19 protein-coding genes are annotated in these 23,945 nt (G+C 63.5%); 14 read left to right on the top strand and 5 right to left on the bottom strand.

Annotation, left to right across the window (positions count from 1 at the left end; translation table 11 throughout):
• Positions 1 to 5: 5 nt before the first annotated feature.
• The 9 genes from U9R80_RS12040 to U9R80_RS12000 all read left to right on the top strand — a co-directional run bounded on the left by U9R80_RS12040 (position 6) and on the right by U9R80_RS12000 (position 13,871).
• Positions 6 to 302 carry a hypothetical protein gene (locus tag U9R80_RS12040; RefSeq protein ID WP_301843004.1) on the top strand — a complete coding sequence of 99 codons (297 nt, stop codon included), beginning with the start codon at positions 6 to 8 and terminating at the stop codon, positions 300 to 302.
• A gap of 398 nt (positions 303 to 700) precedes the next feature.
• Entirely contained in the window at positions 701 to 1,942 is a 1,242-nt protein-coding gene (gene mexE / locus U9R80_RS12035; protein ID WP_301843003.1) for a multidrug efflux RND transporter periplasmic adaptor subunit MexE, read from the top strand.
• Positions 1,943 to 1,954: 12 nt separating this feature from the next.
• Positions 1,955 to 5,134, top strand: a complete 3,180-nt coding sequence (locus tag U9R80_RS12030) for an efflux RND transporter permease subunit (protein ID WP_301843002.1) — start codon at positions 1,955 to 1,957, stop codon at positions 5,132 to 5,134.
• Positions 5,131 to 6,555, top strand: coding sequence for an efflux transporter outer membrane subunit (locus U9R80_RS12025; protein WP_301843001.1), 1,425 nt, complete (start codon positions 5,131 to 5,133; stop codon positions 6,553 to 6,555). Before U9R80_RS12030 ends, U9R80_RS12025 begins: the two co-directional genes overlap by 4 nt.
• Positions 6,556 to 8,114: 1,559 nt before the next feature.
• Positions 8,115 to 9,170, top strand: coding sequence for a tetratricopeptide repeat protein (locus U9R80_RS12020; protein ID WP_301840622.1), 1,056 nt, complete (start codon positions 8,115 to 8,117; stop codon positions 9,168 to 9,170).
• Between the two features lie 120 nt (positions 9,171 to 9,290).
• On the top strand, positions 9,291 to 10,928 hold the full coding sequence (locus U9R80_RS12015) for an ATP-binding protein (protein WP_301840621.1): 1,638 nt from the start codon (positions 9,291 to 9,293) through the stop codon (positions 10,926 to 10,928).
• Positions 10,925 to 11,707: an endonuclease/exonuclease/phosphatase family protein gene (locus U9R80_RS12010; RefSeq protein WP_301840620.1), complete on the top strand. Its 783-nt coding sequence runs from the start codon at positions 10,925 to 10,927 to the stop codon at positions 11,705 to 11,707. The genes U9R80_RS12015 and U9R80_RS12010 overlap by 4 nt, the downstream gene beginning before the upstream one ends.
• Positions 11,704 to 12,915: a cardiolipin synthase ClsB gene (gene clsB, locus U9R80_RS12005; protein WP_301840618.1), complete on the top strand. Its 1,212-nt coding sequence runs from the start codon at positions 11,704 to 11,706 to the stop codon at positions 12,913 to 12,915. The genes U9R80_RS12010 and clsB overlap by 4 nt, the downstream gene beginning before the upstream one ends.
• Positions 12,912 to 13,871 (top strand): lysylphosphatidylglycerol synthase domain-containing protein, encoded by a 960-nt coding sequence (locus U9R80_RS12000; protein WP_301840616.1) that lies wholly within the window; start codon positions 12,912 to 12,914, stop codon positions 13,869 to 13,871. The genes clsB and U9R80_RS12000 overlap by 4 nt, the downstream gene beginning before the upstream one ends.
• Before the next feature lie 22 nt (positions 13,872 to 13,893).
• Here the strand turns inward: U9R80_RS12000 and U9R80_RS11995 are convergent, their stop codons facing one another.
• Positions 13,894 to 14,352 carry a nucleoside deaminase gene (locus tag U9R80_RS11995; protein ID WP_301840614.1) on the bottom strand — a complete coding sequence of 153 codons (459 nt, stop codon included), beginning with the start codon at positions 14,350 to 14,352 and terminating at the stop codon, positions 13,894 to 13,896.
• Positions 14,353 to 14,501: 149 nt separating this feature from the next.
• Between U9R80_RS11995 and U9R80_RS11990 the strand changes: the two genes are divergently transcribed.
• Positions 14,502 to 15,206 carry a type 1 glutamine amidotransferase domain-containing protein gene (locus tag U9R80_RS11990; RefSeq protein ID WP_301840612.1) on the top strand — a complete coding sequence of 235 codons (705 nt, stop codon included), beginning with the start codon at positions 14,502 to 14,504 and terminating at the stop codon, positions 15,204 to 15,206.
• Between the two features lie 113 nt (positions 15,207 to 15,319).
• Complete coding sequence (locus U9R80_RS11985; RefSeq protein WP_301840611.1) at positions 15,320 to 16,120, top strand: CSS-motif domain-containing protein; 801 nt, start codon at positions 15,320 to 15,322, stop codon at positions 16,118 to 16,120.
• 56 nt (positions 16,121 to 16,176) lie between these two features.
• Here U9R80_RS11985 and hppD read toward each other — a convergent pair whose 3' ends face one another.
• On the bottom strand, positions 16,177 to 17,253 hold the full coding sequence (gene hppD / locus U9R80_RS11980) for a 4-hydroxyphenylpyruvate dioxygenase (RefSeq protein WP_028946128.1): 1,077 nt from the start codon (positions 17,251 to 17,253) through the stop codon (positions 16,177 to 16,179).
• Between the two features lie 310 nt (positions 17,254 to 17,563).
• On the opposite strand from hppD, the gene U9R80_RS11975 reads away from it, so the two are divergent.
• Together U9R80_RS11975 and rarD are read left to right on the top strand one after the other, a co-directional pair.
• Positions 17,564 to 19,123, top strand: coding sequence for a cyclic diguanylate phosphodiesterase (locus tag U9R80_RS11975; RefSeq protein ID WP_301840610.1), 1,560 nt, complete (start codon positions 17,564 to 17,566; stop codon positions 19,121 to 19,123).
• 63 nt (positions 19,124 to 19,186) lie between these two features.
• A complete protein-coding gene (gene rarD, locus U9R80_RS11970; RefSeq protein ID WP_301840609.1) occupies positions 19,187 to 20,074 on the top strand; it encodes an EamA family transporter RarD in 888 nt (295 codons plus the stop codon).
• Here the strand turns inward: rarD and U9R80_RS11965 are convergent.
• Complete coding sequence (locus U9R80_RS11965) at positions 20,037 to 21,608, bottom strand: TerC family protein (protein WP_301840606.1); 1,572 nt, start codon at positions 21,606 to 21,608, stop codon at positions 20,037 to 20,039. The two genes, rarD and U9R80_RS11965, sit on opposite strands and share 38 nt — an antisense overlap.
• A 273-nt stretch (positions 21,609 to 21,881) precedes the next feature.
• Between U9R80_RS11965 and U9R80_RS11960 the strand changes: the two genes are divergently transcribed.
• Complete coding sequence (locus tag U9R80_RS11960) at positions 21,882 to 22,469, top strand: LysE family translocator (RefSeq protein WP_301840604.1); 588 nt, start codon at positions 21,882 to 21,884, stop codon at positions 22,467 to 22,469.
• Here U9R80_RS11960 and U9R80_RS11955 read toward each other — a convergent pair.
• Both U9R80_RS11955 and U9R80_RS11950 read right to left on the bottom strand, forming a co-directional pair.
• Positions 22,458 to 23,243 (bottom strand): AraC family transcriptional regulator, encoded by a 786-nt coding sequence (locus tag U9R80_RS11955; RefSeq protein ID WP_301840602.1) that lies wholly within the window; start codon positions 23,241 to 23,243, stop codon positions 22,458 to 22,460. The genes U9R80_RS11960 and U9R80_RS11955 overlap by 12 nt on opposite strands.
• Positions 23,243 to 23,788, bottom strand: a complete 546-nt coding sequence (locus U9R80_RS11950; protein WP_301840600.1) for a helix-turn-helix domain-containing protein — start codon at positions 23,786 to 23,788, stop codon at positions 23,243 to 23,245. Before U9R80_RS11950 ends, U9R80_RS11955 begins: the two co-directional genes overlap by 1 nt.
• Positions 23,789 to 23,945: the final 157 nt, after the last annotated feature.

Genomic DNA, 23,945 nt, shown 5'->3' with positions numbered 1-23,945 from the left:
ACATCATGACTTCCCACCCGTCTTTCAGCGGCTCGTCGCTGCTGATCCCCTCCCTGCTCGCCATCAGCCTGGCGTTGACGGCAGGGTGTTCCAGCAAATCACCCAAGGCCCGCTACCAGGCCGCCAACACAGGTTCGGCCTGCTACGCCAAAGCCGTGCCCAGTGCTGGCGAGGGCGGCCTGGCCTGGGGCAACAGCCTGTCCATCGCCCGACAAAAATCACTGAACAACTGCATCCGCTATGCCGGACGCTCCGGCGGCACGCCGCACACCTGCAAAGTGGTACTGGCCGAGTGCAAGTAGGAGCGGGCTTGCCCCGCGAGAGGCCGGTACAGCCAACAAAACAGGTGCTGCCTGAACCCTTGATCGCGGGGCAAGCCCGTTCCTACCGGGCCCATCGGCGGAATCGCCCCCTCGACTCAAATCGCCCCCCTGCGGGGTAGGAGCGGGCTTGCCCCGCGAGAAGCCGGTACAGCCAACAAAACAGGTGTTGCCTGAACCCTTGATCGCGGGGCAAGCCCGCTCCTACCGGGCCCATCGGCGAAATCGTCCCTCGACTCAAATCGCCCCCCGCTCCCACCGGTTCCCCCACTCCGTTTCCTATCATTCCCAGTGATAGTTACCTTCGCCCCGTTCGATTCGTTGTTAATAGTTACAAATCGCAGAATCCGCCCATTCTCAATAAATTGGCGGATTACCCCATGGAACAGTCACTCAAACCTTTGCGATACCCCCTGGCTCTATTGGCAGTACTGGTGATGAGTGCCTGTGGTCGCACCCCGGAGGCCGTCCAGGCCCCGGCGGCGGCCAAGGTCAGCGTGGCCAAGGTGCTGGAACAACCGATCAATGAATGGGACGAGTTCACCGGTCGCCTCGAGGCACCCGAGACGGTCGAGGTCCGCCCACGGGTCTCCGGCCAGGTCGACCTGGTTGCCTTTACCGAAGGCGCTCAGGTGAAGAAAGGCGATCTGCTGTTCCAGATCGACCCGCGTCCGTTCCAGGCCGAGGTCCGCCGCCTTGAAGCCCAGTTGCAGCAAGCCCGTGCCACCGCCAGCCGCAGTGAGAACGAAGCACGCCGCGGTGAGCGCCTGCGCACCAGCAACGCCATCTCTGCCGAGCTGGCCGAGTCGCGCACCAGCGCCGCCGCCGAGGCCCGCGCCGGTGTCGCCGCGATCCAGGCACAACTGGACCTGGCCCGCCTGAACCTGAGCTTTACCCGCGTCACCGCGCCGATCAGCGGCCAGGTCAGCCGTGCCCTGTTCACCGCCGGCAATATCGTCACCGCTGACGTCACCCCGCTGACCAGCGTGGTGTCCACCGACAAGGTCTACGCCTACTTCGACGCCGACGAGCGCGTGTACCTCAAGTACACCCAGCTGGCCCGCGACGGCCAGCGCGGCCAGAGCACCCCGGTGTACCTCGGCCTGTCCAACGAAACCGGCAACCCGCACCTGGGCCAGATGAACTTCGTCGACAACCAGGTCAACCCCAAGACCGGCACCATCCGTGGCCGCGCGGTGTTCGACAACAGTGACGGCCAGTTCACCCCGGGCCTGTATGCGCGCCTCAAGCTGGTGGGCAGCGCGACCTACTCGGCCGTGCTGATCAACGACGAAGCCGTGGGCACCGACCTTGGCAAGAAGTTCGTGCTGGTGATGGACAAGGACAACAACGCCGCATACCGCGCCGTCGAACTGGGCCCCAAGCTTGAGGGCCTGCGTATCGTGCGCAGCGGCCTGAGCAAGGAGGACCGCATCGTGGTCAAGGGCCTGCAGCGTGTACGCCCAGGCTCGCCCGTCGATCCGCAGGACACCCCGATGGCCAGCGAAGCGACCATCGCCGCCCTCGCCCAACAACGCCAGGCGCTGGAAGCCAGCAACCCGGGCAAGTCTGCTGCCCCTGCCACCGTCAAGCTCGCCAGTGCCTCGGCACCGCGCGGTTAAGGAATCGGTCCGATGAATTTTTCCAAGTTCTTTATTACCCGGCCGATCTTCGCCGCGGTGCTGTCGCTGTTGATCCTGATTGCCGGCAGCATCTCGCTGTTCCAGCTGCCGATCAGCGAATACCCGGAAGTGGTACCGCCCACCGTCGTGGTGCGGGCCAACTTCCCCGGGGCCAACCCGAAGGTGATCGGCGAAACCGTCGCGGCGCCTTTGGAGCAGGCCATCACCGGCGTGGAGAACATGCTGTACATGTCCTCCCAGTCCACCGCTGACGGCAAGCTGACCCTGACCATCACCTTCGCCCTGGGCACCGACCTGGACAACGCCCAGGTACAGGTGCAGAACCGCGTGACCCGGACCCAGCCCAAGCTGCCCGAGGAGGTCACCCGGATCGGTATCACCGTCGACAAGGCCTCGCCCGACCTGACCATGGTCGTGCACCTGACCTCGCCGGACAATCGCTACGACATGCTCTACCTGTCCAACTACGCGATCCTCAATATCAAGGACGAGCTGGCGCGCCTGGGCGGTGTCGGCGATGTGCAGCTGTTCGGCATGGGCGACTACTCCCTGCGGGTATGGCTGGACCCGAACAAGACGGCATCGCGCAACCTCACCGCCAGCGACGTGGTCGCCGCCATTCGCGAGCAGAACCGCCAGGTGGCCGCTGGCCAGCTCGGCGCCCCGCCCGCACCCGGCAGCACCAGTTTCCAGCTGTCGGTGAACACCCAGGGCCGCCTGGTCAGTGAAGAAGAGTTCGAGAACATCATCATCCGCGCCGGTGCCGATGGCGAGATTACCCGCCTGAAAGACATCGCCCGGGTCGAGCTGGGCTCGAGCCAGTACGCCCTGCGTTCCTTGCTCAACAACCAGCCGGCCGTGGCCATCCCGATCTTCCAGCGCCCGGGCTCCAATGCCATCGAGATCTCCGATGAAGTGCGCTCGAAAATGGCCGAGCTGAAGAAGGACTTCCCCGAAGGCATGGACTACAGCATCGTCTATGACCCGACCGTGTTCGTGCGCGGCTCCATCGAGGCGGTGGTTCACACCCTGTTCGAGGCCCTGGTGCTGGTAGTGCTGGTGGTGATCCTGTTCCTGCAGACCTGGCGCGCCTCGATCATCCCGCTGGTGGCGGTACCGGTCTCGCTGATCGGCACCTTCGCGGTGATGCACCTGTTCGGCTTCTCGCTCAACGCCCTGTCGCTGTTCGGCCTGGTGCTGGCCATCGGCATCGTGGTGGACGACGCCATCGTGGTGGTGGAGAACGTCGAGCGTAACATCGGCCTGGGGCTCAAACCCCTGGAAGCTACGCAAAAGGCCATGGGCGAAGTGACCGGGCCGATCATCGCCACGGCGCTGGTGCTGTGCGCCGTGTTCGTGCCGGCGGCGTTCATCTCCGGCCTTACCGGGCAGTTCTACAAGCAGTTCGCCTTGACCATCGCCATTTCGACGGTGATCTCGGCCTTCAACTCCCTGACCCTGTCGCCTGCGCTGGCCGCGGTGCTGCTGCAGGAACACCATGCGCCCAAGGACCGCTTCTCCCGTGTGCTGGAGCGCCTGTTCGGTGGCTGGTTGTTCGGCCCGTTCAACCGCTTTTTCGAGCGTGCCAGCCACAGTTATGTCGGCACCGTCGGCCGGGTCATCCGCAGCAGCGGCATTGCCCTGTTCGTGTATGGCGGCCTGATTGTCATGACCTGGCTGGGCTTCTCCTCGACGCCGACCGGATTCGTGCCTGCGCAAGACAAGCAGTACCTGGTGGCCTTCGCCCAGTTGCCGGACGCGGCCAGCCTCGATCGCACCGAGGCGGTGATCAAGAAGATGAGCGAGATCGCCCTCAAGCAGCCAGGCGTGGCCGATTCGGTGGCCTTCCCGGGCCTGTCGATCAACGGCTTCACCAACAGCCCGAACAGCGGCATCGTGTTCACCCCGCTCAAGCCGTTCGATGAGCGCAAGGACCCGAGCCAGTCGGCCGCCGCCATTGCTGCCGCGCTGAACGCACAGTTCGCCGATATCGAAGATGCCTACATCGCCATCTTCCCGCCGCCGCCGGTACAGGGGCTGGGCACCATCGGTGGTTTCCGCCTGCAGATCGAGGACCGGGGCAACCTGGGTTACGAAGCGCTGTACAAGGAAACCCAGAACATCATCGCCAAGAGCCACAACGTGCCGGAGCTGGCCGGGTTGTTCACCAGTTACCAGGTCAACGTGCCGCAGGTCGATGCCGCCATCGACCGGGAAAAGGCCAAGACCCACGGCGTGGCCATCAGCGATATCTTCGACACCCTGCAGATCTACCTGGGTTCGCTGTACACCAACGACTTCAACCGCTTTGGCCGCACCTACCAGGTCAACGTCCAGGCCGAGCAGCAGTTCCGCCTCGAAGCCGAGCAGATCGGCCAGTTGAAAGTGCGCAACAATCAGGGCGAGATGATCCCGCTGGCGACCTTCATCAAGGTCAGCGACACCTCCGGGCCTGACCGCGTGATGCACTACAACGGCTTTATCACCGCCGAGATCAACGGCGCCGCGGCCCCGGGCTACAGCTCCGGCCAGGCGGAAAAGGCCATCGAGAAACTGCTCAAGGAAGAACTGCCCAACGGCATGACCTTTGAATGGACGGAACTGACCTACCAACAGATCCTTTCCGGCAACACCGCGCTGTTCGTGTTCCCCCTCTGCGTACTGCTGGCCTTCCTGGTGCTCGCGGCCCAGTACGAAAGCTGGAGCCTGCCACTGGCGGTGATCCTGATTGTGCCGATGACCCTGCTCTCGGCGATTACCGGGGTGATCCTGTCGGGCGGTGACAACAACATCTTCACCCAGATCGGCTTGATCGTACTGGTGGGGCTGGCGTGCAAGAACGCCATCCTGATTGTCGAGTTCGCCAAGGACAAACAGGCCGAGGGCCTCGACCCGCTGGCTGCGGTGCTGGAAGCCTGCCGCCTGCGTCTGCGGCCGATCCTGATGACCTCGATTGCCTTCATCATGGGTGTGGTGCCGCTGGTGTTCTCCTCCGGCGCCGGTGCCGAAATGCGTCACGCCATGGGTGTGGCGGTGTTCTCCGGGATGATCGGGGTGACCTTCTTCGGCCTGCTGCTGACCCCTGTGTTCTTTGTTCTGATCCGCCGTTATGTCGAACGCAGCCAGGCCCGCAAGGCGGCCCGTGTGCTGAAGCTGGAGAGCCACGCATGAACCACCTGAAACTGATGGCGCCCAGCCTGCTGGTCCTGGCGCTGGCGGCCTGCGCCGTCGGCCCGGACTACAAGACGCCGGACACCGCGGCGGCGCAACTGACCGCCGCCAATGAGCCGACCGCCAAGACCGCCTTCGACCGCAGTCGCTTTGAAAGCATCTGGTGGAAGCAGTTTGACGACCCGGTGCTCAATCAACTGGTCAGTCAGTCGCTGCAGGGCAACCGTGAACTGCGTGTGGCCTTTGCCCGTCTCAAGGCCGCCCGGGCGATTCGCGACGACGTCAGCAACGATGCCCTGCCCACCGTCACCAGCCGCGTCAGCAGCGACCTGGGCAAAGGCCAGGTTCCGGGCCAGACCGAGGACCGGGTCAATAGCGAGCGCTATGACCTGGGCCTGGACATGGCCTGGGAACTGGACCTGTTCGGCCGCATCCAGCGCCAGCTGGAGGCCAGTGAAGCCCAGCAGGACGCGGCCCAGGCCGACTTGCAACAACTGCAGGTCAGCCTGATCGCCGAACTGGTGGATGCCTACGGCCAACTGCGTGGCGCACAGCTGCGCGAGAAAATCGCCCTGGCCAACCTCAAGACCCAGGAGGATTCGCGCGGCATCACCGAAACCCTGCGCGATGCCGGCGTGGGCAATGACCTCGACGTGGTGCGCGCCGATGCACGCCTGGCCGAAGTGGAAGCCACCGTACCGCAGTTGCAGGCCGAACAGGTACGGGCACGCAACCGGATCGCCACCTTGCTGGGCCAGCGCCCCGACGCCCTGGGCGTCGACCTGTCGCCGGCGCAGCTGCCGGCCATCGCCAAGGCGCTGCCGGTGGGTGATCCGGGCGAACTGCTCAAGCGCCGCCCGGACATTCGCAGCGCCGAGCGCCAACTGGCCGCAGCGACCGCCAACATTGGCGTGGCCACCGCCGACCTGTTCCCACGGGTGAGCCTGAGCGGGTTCCTCGGCTTTACCGCCGCCCGTGGCTCGCAACTGGGCTCGTCTGCCGCCCAGGCCTGGGCCCTGGGCCCGAGCATTACCTGGGCGGCCTTTGACCTGGGCAGCGTGCGCGCACGCCTGCGGGGCGCCAATGCCGATGCCGAGGGTGCGCTGGCCAATTACGAGCAGCAGGTGCTGTTGGCCCTTGAAGAGTCTGAAAACGCCTTCAGTGACTACAGCAAGCGCCAGCAACGCCTGCTCGCCCTGCTGCGCCAGAGCGAAGCCAGCCGCAAGGCCGCCGACCTCGCCTCGATCCGCTACCGCGAAGGCACGGTGGATTACCTGGTGCTGCTCGATGCCGAACGCGAACGCCTGAGCGCCGAAGATGCCCAGGCCCAGGGCGAGGTTGACCTGTACCGTGGCATCGTCGCCATCTACAAGGCTCTGGGTGGTGGCTGGCAGACTGAAAGCGTTGCTGCCGTGAACTGATTCAACGCCTCCTTTGGTTGGTTTCTGACCGGCCCTTTGCCCCGCCTGCTGCCGCTCGCGGGGCTTTTTTGTGGGCTGTTCACTGAGTCCTGGGGAGTGTGATTCTGGTGTTGGTGTTGGTGTTGGTGTTGGTGTTGGTGTTGCGACTGTGGGTTTATCCGTTCCATGCGGCGAGGCTGCCGGCCCCTTCCGCCCTTACGGCGGGTCCCTTTTGTCTTGGCAAAAGGAACCAAAACCGCTCGCTCCTGCATACGGCCCTGCGCTACGCTCCGGGTCCCCTCCTTCCGGCGCCCTCCGGGGCCACGCGGCCTACGACTTGCTTCGCCAAGTCTACGTCTCGCGTCTTCGGCTACGCCGAAGGTGCTGCGCACTGCCCCTACAGGCACCTCCACTCGGCCTCCTGAAGTCGCACTCTGCGGCGTCTGAACGTTCGTGCATGAAGATCAAGATCAAAAGCGGGCTCCCGCCAGTGGGAACAGGCCCAATCTGTGGGAGCGGGCTTGCCCCGCGATGGATCTTGAATCTTGCCGACAGATCCATGCCTGCCGGTGATCCCGCTTCAGCGTTGCAGCTGGATGTGCACGGCTCAGGGGACTATCGCGGGGCAAGCCCGCTCCTACCCCGAGATCGACAACATGCCGGGCCGCGGGCATCACCCGTCGGTGGGAGCGGGCTTGCCCCGCGATGGATTTTGAATCTTGCCGACAGATTCATGCCTGCCGGTGATCCCGCTTCGGCGTTGCAGCTGGATGTGCACGGCTCAGGGGCCTATCGCGGGGCAAGCCCGCTCCTACCCCGAGATCGACAACATGCCGGGCCGCGGGCATCACCCGTCGGTGGGAGCGGGCTTGCCCCGCGATGGATTTTGAATTTTGCCGACAAATTCATGCCTGCCGGTAATCCCGCTTCAGCGTTGCAGCTGGATGTGCACGGCTCAGGGGACTATCGCGGGGCAAGCCCGCTCCCACCGAGCCTGCTCCTACCTGGCTGTTGGCAGTGGACTTTGATCTCGAAGATGCGTCCTCCCAGGCGCCGCCCGTAACTTCGCGACTTCAGGAGGCCGAGTGGAGGTGTCTGGAGGGGGCAGGTGCGTAGCACCCTTCGGCGTAGCCGAAGTCGCGAGCCGTAGACTTGGCACAGCAAGTCGTAGGCCGCGAGGCCCCTGGAGGACACCGTAGCGAGGGGACCCGGAGCGCAGCGTAGGGCCGGATGCAGGAGCGAGCGGTTTTGGTTCCTTTTGCCAAGACAAAAGGGACCCGCCGTAAAGGCGGAAGGGGCCGGCAGCGTCACCACATGAAATGGATAAGCCCGCAACACCAACACCAACACCAAAAGCACACTCTCCGGAGTTCCGTGAAGAACCTTTTTTATGGCCTGTGGTAGCCGCTGCCGCCAGGCTGCGATCGACTGCACAGCAGTCGCTTGTAAGGGTTACGACCGCTTCGCGGCCGATCGCAGCCTGGCGGCAGCGGCTACGTCGGTTCGCACCACCGATTTGACGCCAGCCCCCCACTGACACAAGCTGACGCCTTTGCTCGCCGCGTGTCCCGGATCCATCCATGTCGAAACAACGCCAATACACCTTCGTCAGCCTGGCCCTGCTCGTCATTCTGGGCCTTGGGGGGTATTTCTGGCGTGACGACACGCCAGCGCCGACTCCTGCTCTCAAGCACAGCTACACCAAGGCGCTGGCCATGGCCCACAACGGCCAGCCGGGCGCAGCCAGGGTGCTGTATCAACAGCTAGGGCGCAGCGATCTGTCGGCCATTCGCCGGGCCAGCCTGTATGCCGAGCTGCCGAACTATCCCTCGCCACTGGCGCTGAAGCTGGCCAGCCGCGACTTGCAACATGACGACCCGATGGTGCGCCGCGCCGCTGTCGCCAGTATTCAGGCGATGCTGCCCGGGGCCCAGCGCAGCCTGGTGCTGGGCCCGTTGCTCGACGATGAAGATCAAGGTGTGCGCTTTGCCGTGGTCGATGCCCTGCTGGGCCTGGGGCCGGACGAGATCGGCCTGTACTTCGGCCCGTTGCAACACACCCTGGAGCGCTACCAGCACGAACTGGCCGAAAAGCCCGACGATGCCGCGGCGCAGCTTCACCTGGCCCGCCTCTACCTCCACGACAACAGTTACCAGGAGGCTGCCCGCGCGCTGGACCGCACCCTGCAACTGGACCCTGAAAACCTGGAGGCCCTGGCCATGCAGGTAGAACTGCTGGAGCGCCAGGACCAGACCGACGCCTCGCGCCAGGTGCTGGCCAAGGCGTTGCAGCAACGACCGGACTCGGCGTTCCTGCAGCACGAGCTTGGCCGCTGGCTGCTGCGTCACGGCCAGGACGAATATGCCCTGCTGGCCTTCGCCCGCGCCCTGGAGCTTGAACCCGACAACAACGATTACCGCTACACCCTGGCCACCAGCCTGCATCAGCTGGAGCAAGTGGATGCCGCGCAGCGGCAGCTGGAAACCATCCTTGTCCACGACCCGGCCAACCGCAAAGCCCGCGTGCTGCTCATCGAGTACTGGAAAGAGACCGGTCAACTGCAGAACGTGCAGATCCTGCTGGCCCAGCTTGAGCAGTTGAACCCCGATGACCCCCTGGTGCAGCAAGGCCTCTAGGCAGCCACCACCATCGGGCATTTCGGTTGAACCCCCGCATCGCCCCCGTGGTCAAGTGATCATGCAGTGACAATAACCGCAACCGCGGTGGATGCCTGTGTCCTGTCAAAGGAGATCCCTGTGGCCGATTCAATGCCCTACGGCGAACGTGCACTGATCCTGGCACCCGCCCGGCTGAGCCGGTTGGCCTTGGACCTGCTCGACAAGGCGGGTATCGAGGCCCTGGCCGCGCAAACCATGGACGAACTGGGCACTGCGCTGGGCCAGGGTGCCGGGCTGGCCATCGTTGCCGACAGCGTTCTGGATGGCACCACCCAATCGCCCCTGCACCACTACATAGGCCAGCAGCCCGACTGGTCCGACCTGCCCGTGGTCCTGCTGACCGGCCAGCACGACGACCTGCAAACGCCCGCCCAGAACAGCCACAGCGCCCTGGGCAACCTGTTCTTGCTGCCCTGCCCGTTCGACCCTGGCTCGTTGCTGGCCTTGACCCACTCCTCGTTGCGCGCCCGCCGCCGCCAGTACCAGGCCCGCAGTCACGGGCTGGCGCTGAGCAGCCTGCAGAGCCGGGTGGAAGAGCAGTTGCGCCAGTTGCGCGAAGACGAGCACTACCTGCGCCAGGCCCAGAAGATGGAAGCCATCGGCCAGTTGGCCGGCGGCGTCGCCCACGACTTCAATAACCTGCTGACGGGCATCGGCGGGAGCCTCGAACTGATCGGCAAACGCGTCCAGCAGGGCCGCTACGAGGCGTTGCCCAAGCTGCTTGACCTGAGCCAACAGGCCGTGCGCCGTGCCGCCAGCATGACTCATAGCCTGCTGGCGTTTTCCAGTCGGCAGTCCCTGGATGCCCACCCGGTGCAGTTGCCCGATCTGCTCCAGCGCCAGCGGATCACGCCACTGCTGGAACAGCACATTGACGTGTCGGTCGAGTATGCACCAGACATCTGGCCCGTCCAGGTCGACGCGCTGCAGCTGCAGGAGGTCATGAACAACTTGGTGCAGAACGCCCGCGATGCCATGCCCAACGGCGGCGAATTGACCATCAGGGCCAGCAATCAGCACCTCGATGGCACCCAGTTTGGCGGCCACGCCCTGTGCGCCGGTGACTACGTACGCCTGAGCATCGCCGACAACGGCTTTGGCATGCCGCAAAGCACCCTGGACCGCGCCTTTGATCCGTTCTACACCACCAAGCCCATCGGCCAGGGCACAGGCCTGGGGCTGTCGATGGTGTACGGCTTCAGCAAACAGTCCCGGGGGCACGTCGTCCTCCACAGCCAGATTGGCCATGGCACCCGGGTCGATCTCTATCTGCCCCGTCCTGACGAAGCGCAGCCTGCAGCAGCCGAACCCTCGCCGGTGCCGTCGGTGAACAAGCCCCCTAGCGGCAGCGTGCTGATCGTCGAAGACGACGCTACGGTGCGCGCACTGGTCCAGCAGGCCCTTGAGGAACACGGCTACCCCTGTGTTGCCGTGGGCACGGCCAATGCCGCCCTGACGCTGTTGCGCTCCGATGCCGCGGTGATGCTGCTGGTCAGCGATGTCGGCCTGCCGGGCATGAATGGACGGCAACTGGCCGAAATCGCCCGCAAGTTGCGCCCGGGTCTCAAGGTGCTGTTTATCACCGGCTACGCCGAGAACGCCCTCGCCCGGGGCGGTTTTCTGGACCCCGGGATGCAGATGATCAGCAAGCCATTCGACTTCTCCCAGCTGGCCGCCAAGGTCGCGCAGATGCTGGGCAAGGTGCCTGCGCCATGAGCCAGGCGCTGCCCACAGGATCGCTGGCCGCGGCCCCCGCCGTGGACCATGTGCGGGTGTTGACGGTAAACGTGCACAAGGGGTTCAGCGCCCTGAACCGCCACTATGTACTGCCCGAACTGCGCGAAGCGGTGCGCAGCGAGGACGCTGACCTGGTGTTTCTCCAGGAAGTGCTTGGCAGCCACCGCCAACACGGGCGCCGACACCGCAATTGGTCGGATGTACCGCAATACGAGTTTCTCGCCGACAGCCTCTGGCCCGTGTTCGCCTACGGGCGCAATGCGGTGTACCCCGATGGCGAGCACGGCAACGCCCTGCTGTCCAAGTACCCGATCCTGCGCCACACCAACCTGGATGTGAGTGTCAAAGGCAGCGAGCAGCGTGGCTTGCTGCACTCGGTGCTGACATTGCCCGGCGCAAAGGAGCTTCATGCCATTTGCGTGCACCTGGGCCTCGACGAACGCCAGCGCCAGCAACAGCTACGCCTGTTGTGCCGGCTGCTCGACAGCCTGCCCCCGGCGGCGCCGGTGATTGTTGCCGGCGACTTCAACGACTGGCGCCAGCGTGCCGATGCAGCCCTGGCAGGCTGCGGCCTGCATGAAGTCTTCACCCAGGCCTATGGGCGCCCGGCCCGCAGCTTTCCCGCGCGCTGGCCGCTGCTGTGCCTGGACCGAATCTACCTGCGCAATGCCCGGGCCCATGCACCCAAGGTCATGGCCCGCAAGCCCTGGACGCACCTGTCCGATCACTTGCCGCTGGCCGTGGAGGTGCGCTGGTGAGCGAACAGTGGCGTACCGATAACCAGGTCCAGTTGCTGATCAATGGCGAGGACTACTTCCCCAGCGCCTTCGCCGCCATTGAGCAGGCGCGCGAAGAGATCCTGCTGGAAACCTTCATCATTTTCGAAGACAAGGTTGGCCGCCAACTGCAACAGCTGCTGATCGACGCCGCCCGCCGTGGCGTACGGGTGCAGATGCTGGTGGATGGCTATGGCACCGCCGACCTCAGCCACGATTACCTCAAGGCCCTGTACGATGCCGGCGTGCAGTTGCTGGCATTCGATCCACGCCCCAAACGCCTGGGCATGCGCACCAATCTGTTCCGTCGCTTGCACCGCAAGATCCTGGTGATCGACGGCGAGGTCGGCTTTGTCGGCGGCATCAACTACAGCGCCGATCACCTGGCCGACTTCGGGCCCATGGCCAAGCAGGACTACGCCGTGCAAGTACGCGGCCCCATCGTGGCCGACCTGCGCCAGGCCACCCTGACGTTGCTGGCCGAATCCGCCCAGTTGCGGCGTCGCAGCCATCGCTGGTGGCAGCGTGCCCTGCCCCTGGCCGCCGACAGCAACCAGGCCAGCATGACCTTGAGCATCCGCGACAACCTGGACCACCCCAACGACATCGAGCGCCATTACCTCAAGGCCATTGGCGCCGCGCGCGAGCGCATCATCATTGCCAATGCCTATTTCTTCCCCGGCTATCGCCTGCTGCGCACCCTGCGCAATGCCGCCCGACGCGGGGTCAAGGTCACCCTGGTGCTGCAAGGCATGCCGGACATGCCGCTGGTGCGTCTGTGTTCGCGGCTGCTGTACAACTACCTGCTGCGCGATGGCGTGCGGATCTTCGAGTACTGCGAACGCCCTTTACACGGCAAGGTGGCCCTGATTGACCGCCACTGGTCAACGGTGGGCTCAAGCAACCTCGACCCCTTGAGCTTGTCGTTGAACCTTGAGGCCAACCTGATGATTCGCGATCAGGCGCTCAATGAGCGTCTGCACGAACACTTGCAGGAGCTGTGCCTGCACCGCTGCAAGCCGGTGAGCCTGCAGCGTGTCCTGCGCGGTTACTGGTGGCGTGCGCCGCTGATCTTCCTGAGCTTTCACTTTATCCGCCACTTCCCGGCCATGGTCGGCTGGCTGCCCGCACATGTACTGCGCCTCAGGGCCTTGCACGCCAACCCTCAACCCGCAGGCAAGACCACATGAGCATGCACAGCAAGCACTGGCAACGGGCCCGGAAGGTCCTGACCCTGGGTTTTTTCATCCTTGTGCCGGTGTTGCTGTTCTCGTTGCTCAGGAACCTGGACTGGCAGGAAGTACGCCACGCCCTGGTCGCCTACCGCTGGCAGACTCTGGCGCTGGCCGTACTGATCAGCGCCTGCAGTTTTGCCCTGTTCAGCAGCTTCGACCTGATCGGCCGGCGCTACACCGGCCATTCGCTGCCGGCGCGCCAGGTGCTGCCGCTGGCCTTCGTGTGCTATGCGTTCAACCTCAACCTCAGCGCCTGGGTGGGGGCCATTGCCTTGCGTTACCGCTTGTACTCGCGCCTTGGCCTGCCGGTGAGCACCATCACCCGGATTCTCAGCCTGGGGCTTGTCACCAACTGGCTCGGTTACTTGATCCTGGCCGGCACCTTGTTTGTCTGCGGCTTGCCGCGCCTGCCTGCGGGGCTGGAGATCGGCAGCAATGGCCTGCGCCTGATCGGTGCGCTGTTGCTCGTAGTGGCCGTGGCCTATCTGCTGGCCTGCCGCTTTGCCCGGCGCCGCACCTGGCAAGTGCGCGGCCACGAGATCACCTTGCCATCGCTGAGGATGGCGGCGCTGCAGGCCGTGATGGGGGCCTGCAACTGGGCGCTGATGGCGTTGGTGGTGTACAGCCTGCTGCCGGACAAGGTCGGTTACCCGACGATCCTGGCGGTGCTGTTGATCAGCAGTATCGCTGGGGTGATCACCCATATTCCGGCGGGACTGGGTGTGCTGGAAACGGTGTTCCTTACCCTGCTGCAAGGCAGCTTCAGCAAGGGCACCCTGCTGGCAGCACTGATCGGCTACCGGGCGGTGTACTTTCTATTGCCGTTGATGGTGGCGGGTGTGGTCTACCTGGTGCTCGAGCGCCTGGCCAGCCAGCGTTCCCGGGCGGCGCGGTCGGGCAGCATCGGCTGACCGCGCCCACCGGGTGCCGGCCCTAGCGGCCGATGTCTTCGTTCCAGAGTTCGGGCCGGGCGGCAATGAAATCGTTCATCATGCTGATGCAGGCCGCATTGTGCTGGACTTCAAGGCTGACGCCCCGGGACTTGAGCAGGTCTTCCTCGCCCATGAACGTCTGGTGCTCGCCCACGATCACCCGCTTGATGCCGTACAGCAGGATGGCGCCGCTGCACATCGCACAGGGCGACAAGGTGGTGTACAGGGTTGATTCGGCATACACCGTGGCTGGCTGACGACCGGCATTCTCCAGTGCGTCCATTTCGCCATGCAGGATCGCGCTGCCGGACTGCACCCGGCGGTTGTGCCCGCGACCGATGATGCGCCCCCGGTGCACGATCACCGAGCCGATGGGGATGCCCCCTTCGGCCAGTCCCTGACGGGCTTCGTCGATGGCCGCCTGCATGAATTCATCCGTTTGCGTTGCCGGGTTGCTCATAGTGGTTCAACTCTCGCGTGGGTACGTTGGACGGGTGAAGGCTAGCATAGCGCCCGGCAATGGCGTCCGGGCCAGTCACTACTATGCTGTAGAGGTTTTCCTCCGTGATCCGGGCGTACCGGGTCCGATCCAGTGAAGGGAGCCTGGTGATGAGCAAGAAAATGCTGGTAGTCCTGACCAATACGGCCAAATACCCGACGATCAAGCGCCCCACCGGGCTGTGGCTGGGTGAAGCCGTGCACTTCGTCGAGAAAGTCGAAAAAGCGGGCTACAAGGTCGATTACGTCAGCCCGGCCGGCGGCTACATACCCATCGACCCGCATAGCCTGAGCATGGCCCAGGATATTGACTGGGCCTGGTACAACGACAAGGCGTTCATGAACCGCCTGGGTACCACCTTGAGCCCCGGCCAGGTCAAGGCTCAGGACTATGTGGCCATCTACTATGCCGGCGGTCATGGCGTGATCTGGGACTTTCCGGAGAACACCGGCCTGCAGGAGCTGGCGCGCAAGATCTTCGAGGCCGGCGGTGTGGTGGCCTCGGTGTGCCATGGCGCCGTCGGGCTGCTCAATATCAAGCTCAGCGACAATACGTTGCTGGTCAAGGACCGCGAAGTGACCGGCTTCTCCAACGTCGAGGAGCAACTGGCCGAACTCGACAAGGTCGTGCCCTACCTGACCGAAACCGAGCTGGGTGCCAGAGGCGGGCTTTACCGCAAGGCAGAAGATCCCTGGCAGTCCTTTGCCATTGCCGACCAGAAGGAAGGCCGCCTGATCACTGGCCAGAACCCGGCCTCCGGTGGTGCCGTGGCAAACCTGGTGATCAAAGCGCTGACAGGAGCAAAGGGCAACTGACGACAGCGTTATGCAGAAAAAGACTACAAGGACGGACAATGGTGCCTACAGGCGGCCCATTGTCCGCGACTTTATGCTCAGGGCTTACACTCTGGCATGAAGGCGAAACGTTTATGGCTCCCCACTCCTACGCCGGCCGCAGTCTGGTCGAATTCCTTGTAACGCTGTTGATTGGCCTGGCCCCTGTTGCCTGTGGCTTGCTGGTGCTGTCCCTGCAAGTCGACCGCAAGCAGGATGAAACAATCGAAGTGACTGCACGCGAAGCGATCTACGCCATTGATCACATCATGAGTACGCTGCATGCGACCAGCAGCCAGGCACTGGTGCTGGCCCAGCAATCGTGCGATGCGGCCCTCCCCGAACTGCGCAAGACCGCCATCCAGCAGCCCAATGTCCGGTCGCTGATGCTGGTTAAGGAAAACCGCGCGTTTTGCAGCACGCTGTACGGCGATTATCAATGGGATATCGATCCGGGCACCTTTCTCGATAGACGGCTGCGCGTAGACCTCAGTCGAGAGGCCACACCTGACACCGGCGTGCTGATCTATCGGCTGCAGGAATACCCCTATGGCGTGCTGGCGCTGGCCAACCTTCAAGTGCTGCAACGTGAGCTGCTGGGATTCCAGAACGGGGTGGTGCTGATCCTGCAGTTCGGCCCGCAGTATGTCTGGGCCACTGGCAACGGCACATTGGAGCAGGCACCGGATCACGAAGAAGACACGCTGCAGGTCGTTTCCAGGCAATACGGTTACAGCGTGCATGCCGGCTACCCGGACACCCATACCCGGCGCGCCATACTGCAGGCGATCACGGCGACGCTGCCCTCGCTGCTGCTGGTGGGCATCATGACCTCTGCCGCTGGCTACTGGGCCATGTTCAGGAGAAAACGAGCCCCTGCCCCTCACCTGCGCTGAGGTACAAAAAAGGCCATTGAGGAAACCCTCAATGGCCTTTTTGTTTACCGTGACGCTTACTCGGCGTTCAACACACCGCGGCGTACCTGGTCGCGCTCGATCGACTCGAACAGGGCCTTGAAGTTGCCTTCGCCGAAGCCATCATCGCCCTTGCGTTGGATGAACTCGAAGAATACCGGCCCCATCAGGGTTTCCGAGAAGATCTGCAGCAACAGGCGCTTGTCGTCCGGCTGCGAAGAGCCGTCGAGCAGAATGCCCCGGGCCTGCAGCTCGCCAACCGGCTCGCCGTGACCTGGCAGGCGCCCTTCGAGCATCTCGTAGTAGGTTTCTGGCGGCGCGGTCATGAAGCGCATGCCCATCTTCTTCAGCGCATCCCAGCTCTTGAGCAGGTCGTCGGTGAGAAACGCCACGTGCTGGATGCCCTCGCCGTTGAACTGCATGAGGAACTCTTCGATCTGCCCGGCGCCCTTGGAGGACTCTTCGTTCAGCGGGATACGGATCATGCCGTCGGGTGCGGTCATGGCCTTGGAGGTCAGGCCGGTGTATTCGCCCTTGATGTCGAAGTAACGGATTTCACGGAAGTTGAACAGCTTCTCGTAGAACGCGGCCCAGTAGGCCATGCGCCCGCGGTAGACGTTGTGGGTCAGGTGATCGATGATCTTCAGGCCCGCGCCCACCGGATGACGGTCGACGCCTTCGATGAAGTTGAAGTCGATATCGTAGATCGAGCTGCCTTCCTCGAAACGGTCGATCAGGTACAGCGGCGCACCGCCGATGCCCTTGATCGCCGGCAAGCGCAGCTCCATCGGGCCGGTCTCGATTTCAACCGGCTGGGCACCGAGTTCCAGGGCGCGAGCGTAGGCTTGATGAGCGTTGCGAACGCGAAAGGCCATGCCACACACCGACGGGCCATGCTCGGCGGCAAAGTAGGAGGCGATGCTTTTCGGTTCGTTGTTCAGGATCAGGTTGATACCGCCCTGACGGTACAGGTGTACGTCCTTGGAGCGGTGGGTCGCGACCTTGGTGAAGCCCATGATCTGGAAGATCGGCTCAAGGGCGCCAGGGGTCGGCGATGCGAACTCGATGAACTCAAAGCCCATCAGGCCCATCGGGTTTTCAAAGATGTCAGCCATTACTCGTTACCTCATCATCAAAGCGCTAAAAACAGTGATTACTTGCTATCGATGTCGAGCGAAGATGGCGGCGCGCAGGAGATGCCCCTCACACTGCGTGCGAGGTAGTCACCATAGATCAGCTTGAACCCAAGACACTTCATAGGGACCCATTCTCGGCGGGTTGATTCCTCAAGGCGCGAGGAACCTTATTATTGTATGCGTAAGGTGATTCTACATTGCGTAATCCAATTTGTCGCACTTTAAGTTCAAGCGCGAAGCCGACGAACGGCTATCCTCTGCACTGGTCTGTTCTTTCAGGTTAGTCGCCATGCCCCTTTCGGTAAAACGCCGCCCCCGCCGCCCCTTGCGCATTGCGCTGCCCTGGCTGGTGGGCGCGCTGCCCCTGGTCTGCGGCTTGCTGGTCATGCATTGGCAGGCCGACCGAGAGCTGCTGAGTCGAAGCGAAGGCAACGCGCGGCATGCCGCGAACCAGATCGAACACATCCTCGACGACATCTCGGCCGCGGCAAAGGACCTGCTCCCCCTGGCCGGCCTGCCATGCCTGGAAGAAAAACTCGCCCTGCGCGACCAGGTCACCCGGCGCGCTTTCGTACGCTCCACCAACCTTGAGTACAAGGGCGAGCTGTATTGCAGCTCGCTGTTCGGCCCGTTCACCGAACCGGTCAACGCTGCGGACTACACCCAGGGCATGCTCTGGCTGATGAGTGGCAACTCGGTCACCCCGGGGCATCCCCTGCTGGTGTACCGCGCCCACGAGGGTGAGCGTGGCGCCATCAGCACAGTGGACGGCGAACACTTGCTCAATGTCCTGCGCCAGCTGGACCCGGATAACCGCCTGGTGCTGCAAGTGGGTCGGTACTGGATGGATAGCAGCGGCCAGGTGCAGGACAGCCAGCCGCCGATGGCCGACATCGCCCCGGTAGAAATAACATCGACGCGCTACCCGTTCTCGATCCACAGTGGCTATGGCCCGGACAAGGTCGGCCAACTGATGCGCAGCGAATTTCCGGCCCTGCTCGCCTTGCTGGTGGTGCTCGGCGCCCTTGCCGGGGTCACCTGCTTTTGGCAACTGCGCCGCGCCGGCTCTTCGCGGGCAGAGTTGCAACGGGCGCTGGAAGCCAATGAGTTCGTCCCCTACTTCCAGCCTGTGGTGCGCAAGGGCGACTACCGCTGGGCCGGCGTCGAGGTATTGATGCGCTGGCAGCACCCACGCGAAGGCCTGGTGCGTCCCGACCTGTTCATCCCCTATGCCGAACACACTGGCCAGATCGTGCCCATGACTCGCCAGCTGATGCAGCACACCGCCCAGGTGCTGGCGCCTTATGCCGACCTGCTCGGCGAGGGCTTTCATATCGGTATCAACATCACGGCCGACCATTGCCAGGACATGGCGCTGTTCGATGATTGCCAGCAGTTCCTTGCCGCGTTTCCCAAGGGCCAGGTCCTGCTCACCCTGGAGCTGACCGAGCGCAAGCTGATCATCCCGACCGACATCACCCAGGCGTTGTTCGCCAAGCTTCATGAGCTGGGGGTGATGATTGCCCTGGACGACTTCGGTACCGGCCAGTCGAGCCTGGCCTACCTGCGTCAGTTCCAGGTCGACTACCTGAAGATCGACCAGAGTTTCGTCGCCATGATCGGGGTAGATGCCCTGTCACTGCACATTCTGGACAGCATCATTGAACTGTCGAGCAAGCTGGGCCTGGGGATCGTGGCCGAAGGGGTGGAAAACGAAGCACAGCGTGACTACCTGGCCCAGCACAACGTCGACTTCCAGCAAGGCTACCTGTTCGCCCGGCCGATGTCGGCCCCAGACTTCATCCTGGCCCTCGAAGCGCAAGTGCGGCTGCACAACATTGCCTCCTGAGGCCGGGAGCTGAGACCATGGGCGGCTGACCGCCCCCTCCTTATTCCTGCTACAGAGGCCCTCGTGTCCAAAGGCATTGTTTCATCGGTTATGGCCTCGTGCCTGTTTGCCGTGATGTACTTCTACACCTCGCTGATGACGCCCCTTGACGGCGAGGAAGTGTTTGGCTGGCGTACCCTGCTGACGCTGCCCTGCCTGACCGTCTTCCTGCTGCTGAGCAAGGACTGGAACCTGGTGACCGGCTTGCTCGCACGCATCCGCCACAACCCCCTGTTGCTGTTGGGTCAGCTGGGCACTTCGTCGATGTTGGGGGTTCAGCTCTGGCTGTTTCTCTGGGCGCCGCTGCACGGGCGCAGCCTTGAAGTGTCGCTGGGGTATTTCCTGCTGCCGCTTACCATGGTGCTGACCGGGCGTCTGGTCTATGGCGAACGCCTGTCACACCTGCAAAAAATCGCCGTTGCCTGCGCCGCCACCGGCGTGGGCCACGAGCTGTACCAGCACGGCAGTTTCGCCTGGGAAATCCTGGTGGTCGCCATCGGCTATCCGCTGTATTTCGTCCTGCGCCGCAAATGCCGCACCGACCACCTGGGTGGCCTGTGGGCAGACATGTGCCTGCTGGTGCCGGCTGCGCTGTACTTCGTGATCCAGGGGCCGATGAGCGCCCAGGACCTGGCCGAACACCCTGCCCTGTACGGCCTGATTCCATTGCTTGGGGTGATCAGCGCCCTGGCGCTGATCTGCTATGTGCTGGCCAGCCGCCTGCTGGCGTTCAGCCTGTTCGGCCTGCTCAGCTATGTGGAGCCGGTGCTGCTGGTCGGGGTAGCCCTGCTACTGGGCGAGACCATCGGTCCCGACCAGTGGCTGACGTACTTGCCGATCTGGCTGGCAGTGCTGGTGCTGATCCTTGAAGGCGTCAAGCACCTGCTGCGTCAGCAACGGCGTTCGGCCTGAGGCGCACCTCGCGCACCCGTCGATCCTCCACGGCGACCACCTCCAGCTGCCAGTCATTGAACTGCAGGTTGTCGCCCACCACCGGCAAGCGATCCAGCAAGCTCATGACCAGCCCGGCAACGGTCTGGTAATCCTCGGTGGGCCTGGCCACAAAGCCGATACGCGCCTGGACCTGACTGAGGTTCAGGGCGCCACTGACTACATAGCCCTCGCCATCTTCGACAATCCCCGGCCCCTCGACCTCACTGGCGTCGGGTAGCTCGCCGGCAATGGATTCGAGGATGTCGGTCATGGTCAGGATGCCGGTGAAGTCACCGAATTCGTTGACCACAAAGGCGATGTGAGTCGACTGACTGCGCATCTGCTCCAGGGCATTGAGGATGCTGAAACTCTCCAGCAGGTTCAGCGGTGCACGCACCAGGGTTTCGAGGTCGGGCTCGCTACCGGCCAGGAGCTCCTTGAGCAGCTCCTTTTTGTGTACGAAGCCCAGCGGCTCTTCGATGCGGCCCCCGCGAATCACCGGCAGACGCGAATAGGACGAATGCATCAGCGTCTTGCGAATGACTTCGGGCGGCTGCGCCAGGTCGACGACATCGACTTTGGCACGCACCGTCATCAGCGTCTTGATCGGACGCTCAGCCAGGTTGAGCACGCCACTGATCATCACTCGCTCACGGCGGTCGAACAGCACTTGCTCTTCTGCGCCCTCGACCAGATCGGCGATCTCCTCGCCCACTTCGTCAGCCTCGACCCGGCGGCCACCAAGCATGCGCATGACCGCGTGGGCTGTGCGCTCACGCATCGGCCGGTGCTGCTGCATGCTGCGCTTGCGGCGGGCACGGGCCAGTTGGTTGAAGCTTTCGAGCAGGATCGAGAAGCCGATGGCCGCGTACAGGTAGCCCTTGGGAATATGGAAACCCAGGCCTTCTGCGGTCAAGCTGAAGCCGATCATCAACAAGAAGCCCAGACACAGCATGATCACGGTCGGGTGATTGTTGACGAAGCGGGTCAACGGCTTGCTGGCAACGATCATGATGCCGATGGAGAAGATCACCGCGATCATCATGATCGACAGGTGCTCGACCATGCCCACCGCCGTGATCACCGCATCCAGCGAGAACACCGCATCAAGTACCACGATCTGCGCCACGATGGGCCAGAACGCCGAATGGCGCGCGTTGCCGCCAGCCTGGACCACATGCCCTTCAAGGCGCTCGTGCAACTCCATGGTGGCCTTGAACAGCAGGAACACACCACCGAACAGCATGATCAGGTCACGCCCGGAGAAGCTCTTGTCGAACACCTCGAACAGCGGCGCCGTCAGCGTCACCATCCAGGAAATACTGGCCAGCAGGCCCAGGCGCATGATCAACGCCAGCGACAGGCCGATCACCCGCGCACGGTCGCGCTGATGCGGCGGCAGTTTGTCGGCCAGGATGGCGATGAACACCAGGTTGTCGATACCCAGTACCAGTTCGAGCACGATCAGCGTGGCAAGGCCCAGCCAGGCCGTGGGGTCGGCTAGCCATTCCATGCGCAGGTACTCAACTGGTCAGACAGGGGGGAAACGTCACAAGGACGGGAGAACGGCCGGGACGGCCAGGTACTGGGAGGCTCCGAGAACGAAGTCATATCAACCTGAAATCAATTGGGGGGAGAATCCTATAATTTCAGCAGGCTTTTCACACAGCGTGAAAATGTTTCAAATATTGTAGGAAATTGGCCGCCCACCAGGGTGATTTTCTTCAATACCCCACCGCGTCCGGGCCATCAGACTGGGTCAACTTCACACCAAGGACCCACCCCCATGAGCCTGATGCTTTCGATGGCCGCCTTTGCCCTGGCCGCCTCCATCTCCCCCGGCCCGGTGAACATCGTTGCCTTGGGCAGCGGCGCCCGGCACGGCCTGCGTGCCAGCCTCAAGCACGTCACCGGCGCCACCCTGGGCTTCAGCCTGCTGTTGCTGCTGATTGGCCTGGGTTTGCACGAACTGCTGCGCCATTGGCCGGCCTTGACCCGGGTCCTGCATGCCGCCGGTGTGGCCTTCCTGCTGTTCATGGCCTGGAAGCTGGCCAGCGACCGCGGCGAACTGGGCAGCACTGGCGACGCAGGCGCGCCGTCGATGCTTGCCGGTGCGACCTTGCAGTGGCTCAACCCCAAGGCCTGGCTGGCCTGTGTGGCCGGTGTCGGTGCGTATGTCGGCGAAGGTGAGACGGCCTTGCTGTGGCAGTTCACGGCGATCTACTTCGTCATCTGCTATCTGTCGATCGCCAGTTGGGCCTGGGCCGGTAGCGTGATCAGCCATTACCTGGGCAACCCTCGTCGGGTTCGGGTGTTCAACCGCGTTCTGGCCGGGTTGCTGGTGGCGAGTGCGCTCTACCTGCTAGTGAGCTGAGCGATAGTGCCCTGGCGTCGCAGCCAGGTGGCGCTTGAAGGCGCGTTGCAGGTGCGCCTGGTCGGCAAAGCCGGCTTCAAGTGCGACCTCGGCGATCAAGCGTCCGCGCCGCAGTTGTGCGCGGGCGTACTGCACGCGCTGGTCGAGCAGGTAGCCGTGGGGCGTCAGGCCAAAATGCTGCTTGAAGGCGCGGATCAGGTACGACGTCGACAGGCCTGCAGCCTGGCCGATGTCCTCCAGGCGCAACGGCTGGGTGCAGTGTTCACGGATAAAGGCGGCAGCGGCCAGCACACGCGGATTGCCTGGCCCCGCCCCCGGGCTGCCGGCATCAAACTGCTGGATCAGCGCGCCGAAGAAAATCCGCAGCGCCGCCGCTTTGCCGGCGCTGCTGCCGTGATCGTCCAGCAGCGTCTCGAACAATTGGCACAAGGCCTGGTACAGGGATTGCGAGCGGCTGCTGATCGCCTCGAAGGGCTGGAAGCCCAGCGCCTGCAGCCAACTCGAATCGACGTACAGCATCAGGTACGACCAGGGCTCACCGTCAATGGGATTGCAGGTATGCACCACGCCCGGGTTCATCATCACGACTGTGCCCGCCGACACCAACTGATGGCTTTCACCGCTCACGTAGGTGCTGCGCCCGCCGGTGATGGCGCCGATGGAGAAGCCCTCGTGGGAATGCGGTGCATAACAGACCTTGCGCCCATCCTCGACCCTGCGCGCCTCGATGAACGGCAGTGCCGGGTCACGCCAGAACCGCGAGGCGCTGCTCATCACGGCCCTTCGGCATCGTGGACCACCACCAGCAACTGCGCCTGCACCTCGCCGAGCGAGCGCAGGCGATGGGGGGTCTGGGCGTTGAAGTACAGCGCATCGCCCCGTTCGAGGATGACCCGCTCGTTCATGAAGTCGACTTCCACCTGCCCTTCATGCACAAACAGGAACTCCTCGCCAAGGTGCTCCTTGAAGGTCGAGTCGCTGAAATCCCGCGGCGGGCTGATGATAAAGGGCAGCAGGCTGCGGCTGCCGATATGGCTGGCCAGCACCGCATAGCCCGGGCCCTGGGCACTGCCCGACAGCGCCTGGCGCTCGCCACTGCGCACCAGGCTGTAACGCGACTGGCCTGGCTCATCCTCGGCAAACAGCTCCTCGACATTGACGCTGAGCGCACGCGCCAGTTTCAGCGCAGCGGCGATCGAGGGCGTGTTCAGGCCCCGTTCCACCTTGGACAGGTAGCTCTTGGTCATGCCGGACTTCTCGGCCAGCACCTCCAGGGTAATCCCTAGTTTTTTTCTTAGTAATTTCAATCGGATAGACATGCGACGCGATTTTCCCAATGCCACGGGCAAGTTTTTTCTTGCTAATGACACATTGTGTCATTTAGCCTTGTTTGTGTCATCACGCCGAGCCGCCCGCCACCTTCCAAGTAACCGGGCAACCCAGCGCTGACATTTTTCCCACCAATGAGGATATCCC

The sequence above is a fragment of the Pseudomonas sp. JQ170C genome, assembly GCF_035581345.1.
In the GTDB taxonomy this organism is placed as follows: domain Bacteria; phylum Pseudomonadota; class Gammaproteobacteria; order Pseudomonadales; family Pseudomonadaceae; genus Aquipseudomonas.
This window is presented reverse-complemented; position numbering and strand designations above follow the sequence as displayed.

What these genes read in the sequence shown, in the direction of transcription:
- U9R80_RS12040 (WP_301843004.1), top strand. Translation starts at nt 6, where the DNA reads ATGACTTCCCACCCGTCTTTCAGCGGCTCGTCGCTGCTGATCCCCTCC.
- mexE (WP_301843003.1), top strand. Translation starts at nt 701, where the DNA reads ATGGAACAGTCACTCAAACCTTTGCGATACCCCCTGGCTCTATTGGCA.
- U9R80_RS12030 (WP_301843002.1), top strand. Translation starts at nt 1,955, where the DNA reads ATGAATTTTTCCAAGTTCTTTATTACCCGGCCGATCTTCGCCGCGGTG.
- U9R80_RS12025 (WP_301843001.1), top strand. Translation starts at nt 5,131, where the DNA reads ATGAACCACCTGAAACTGATGGCGCCCAGCCTGCTGGTCCTGGCGCTG.
- U9R80_RS12020 (WP_301840622.1), top strand. Translation starts at nt 8,115, where the DNA reads ATGTCGAAACAACGCCAATACACCTTCGTCAGCCTGGCCCTGCTCGTC.
- U9R80_RS12010 (WP_301840620.1), top strand. Translation starts at nt 10,925, where the DNA reads ATGAGCCAGGCGCTGCCCACAGGATCGCTGGCCGCGGCCCCCGCCGTG.
- U9R80_RS12000 (WP_301840616.1), top strand. Translation starts at nt 12,912, where the DNA reads ATGAGCATGCACAGCAAGCACTGGCAACGGGCCCGGAAGGTCCTGACC.
- U9R80_RS11995 (WP_301840614.1), bottom strand. Translation starts at nt 14,352, where the DNA reads ATGAGCAACCCGGCAACGCAAACGGATGAATTCATGCAGGCGGCCATC.
- U9R80_RS11990 (WP_301840612.1), top strand. Translation starts at nt 14,502, where the DNA reads ATGAGCAAGAAAATGCTGGTAGTCCTGACCAATACGGCCAAATACCCG.
- U9R80_RS11985 (WP_301840611.1), top strand. Translation starts at nt 15,320, where the DNA reads ATGGCTCCCCACTCCTACGCCGGCCGCAGTCTGGTCGAATTCCTTGTA.
- hppD (WP_028946128.1), bottom strand. Translation starts at nt 17,253, where the DNA reads ATGGCTGACATCTTTGAAAACCCGATGGGCCTGATGGGCTTTGAGTTC.
- U9R80_RS11975 (WP_301840610.1), top strand. Translation starts at nt 17,564, where the DNA reads ATGCCCCTTTCGGTAAAACGCCGCCCCCGCCGCCCCTTGCGCATTGCG.
- U9R80_RS11965 (WP_301840606.1), bottom strand. Translation starts at nt 21,608, where the DNA reads ATGGAATGGCTAGCCGACCCCACGGCCTGGCTGGGCCTTGCCACGCTG.
- U9R80_RS11960 (WP_301840604.1), top strand. Translation starts at nt 21,882, where the DNA reads ATGAGCCTGATGCTTTCGATGGCCGCCTTTGCCCTGGCCGCCTCCATC.
- U9R80_RS11955 (WP_301840602.1), bottom strand. Translation starts at nt 23,243, where the DNA reads ATGAGCAGCGCCTCGCGGTTCTGGCGTGACCCGGCACTGCCGTTCATC.
- U9R80_RS11950 (WP_301840600.1), bottom strand. Translation starts at nt 23,788, where the DNA reads ATGTCTATCCGATTGAAATTACTAAGAAAAAAACTAGGGATTACCCTG.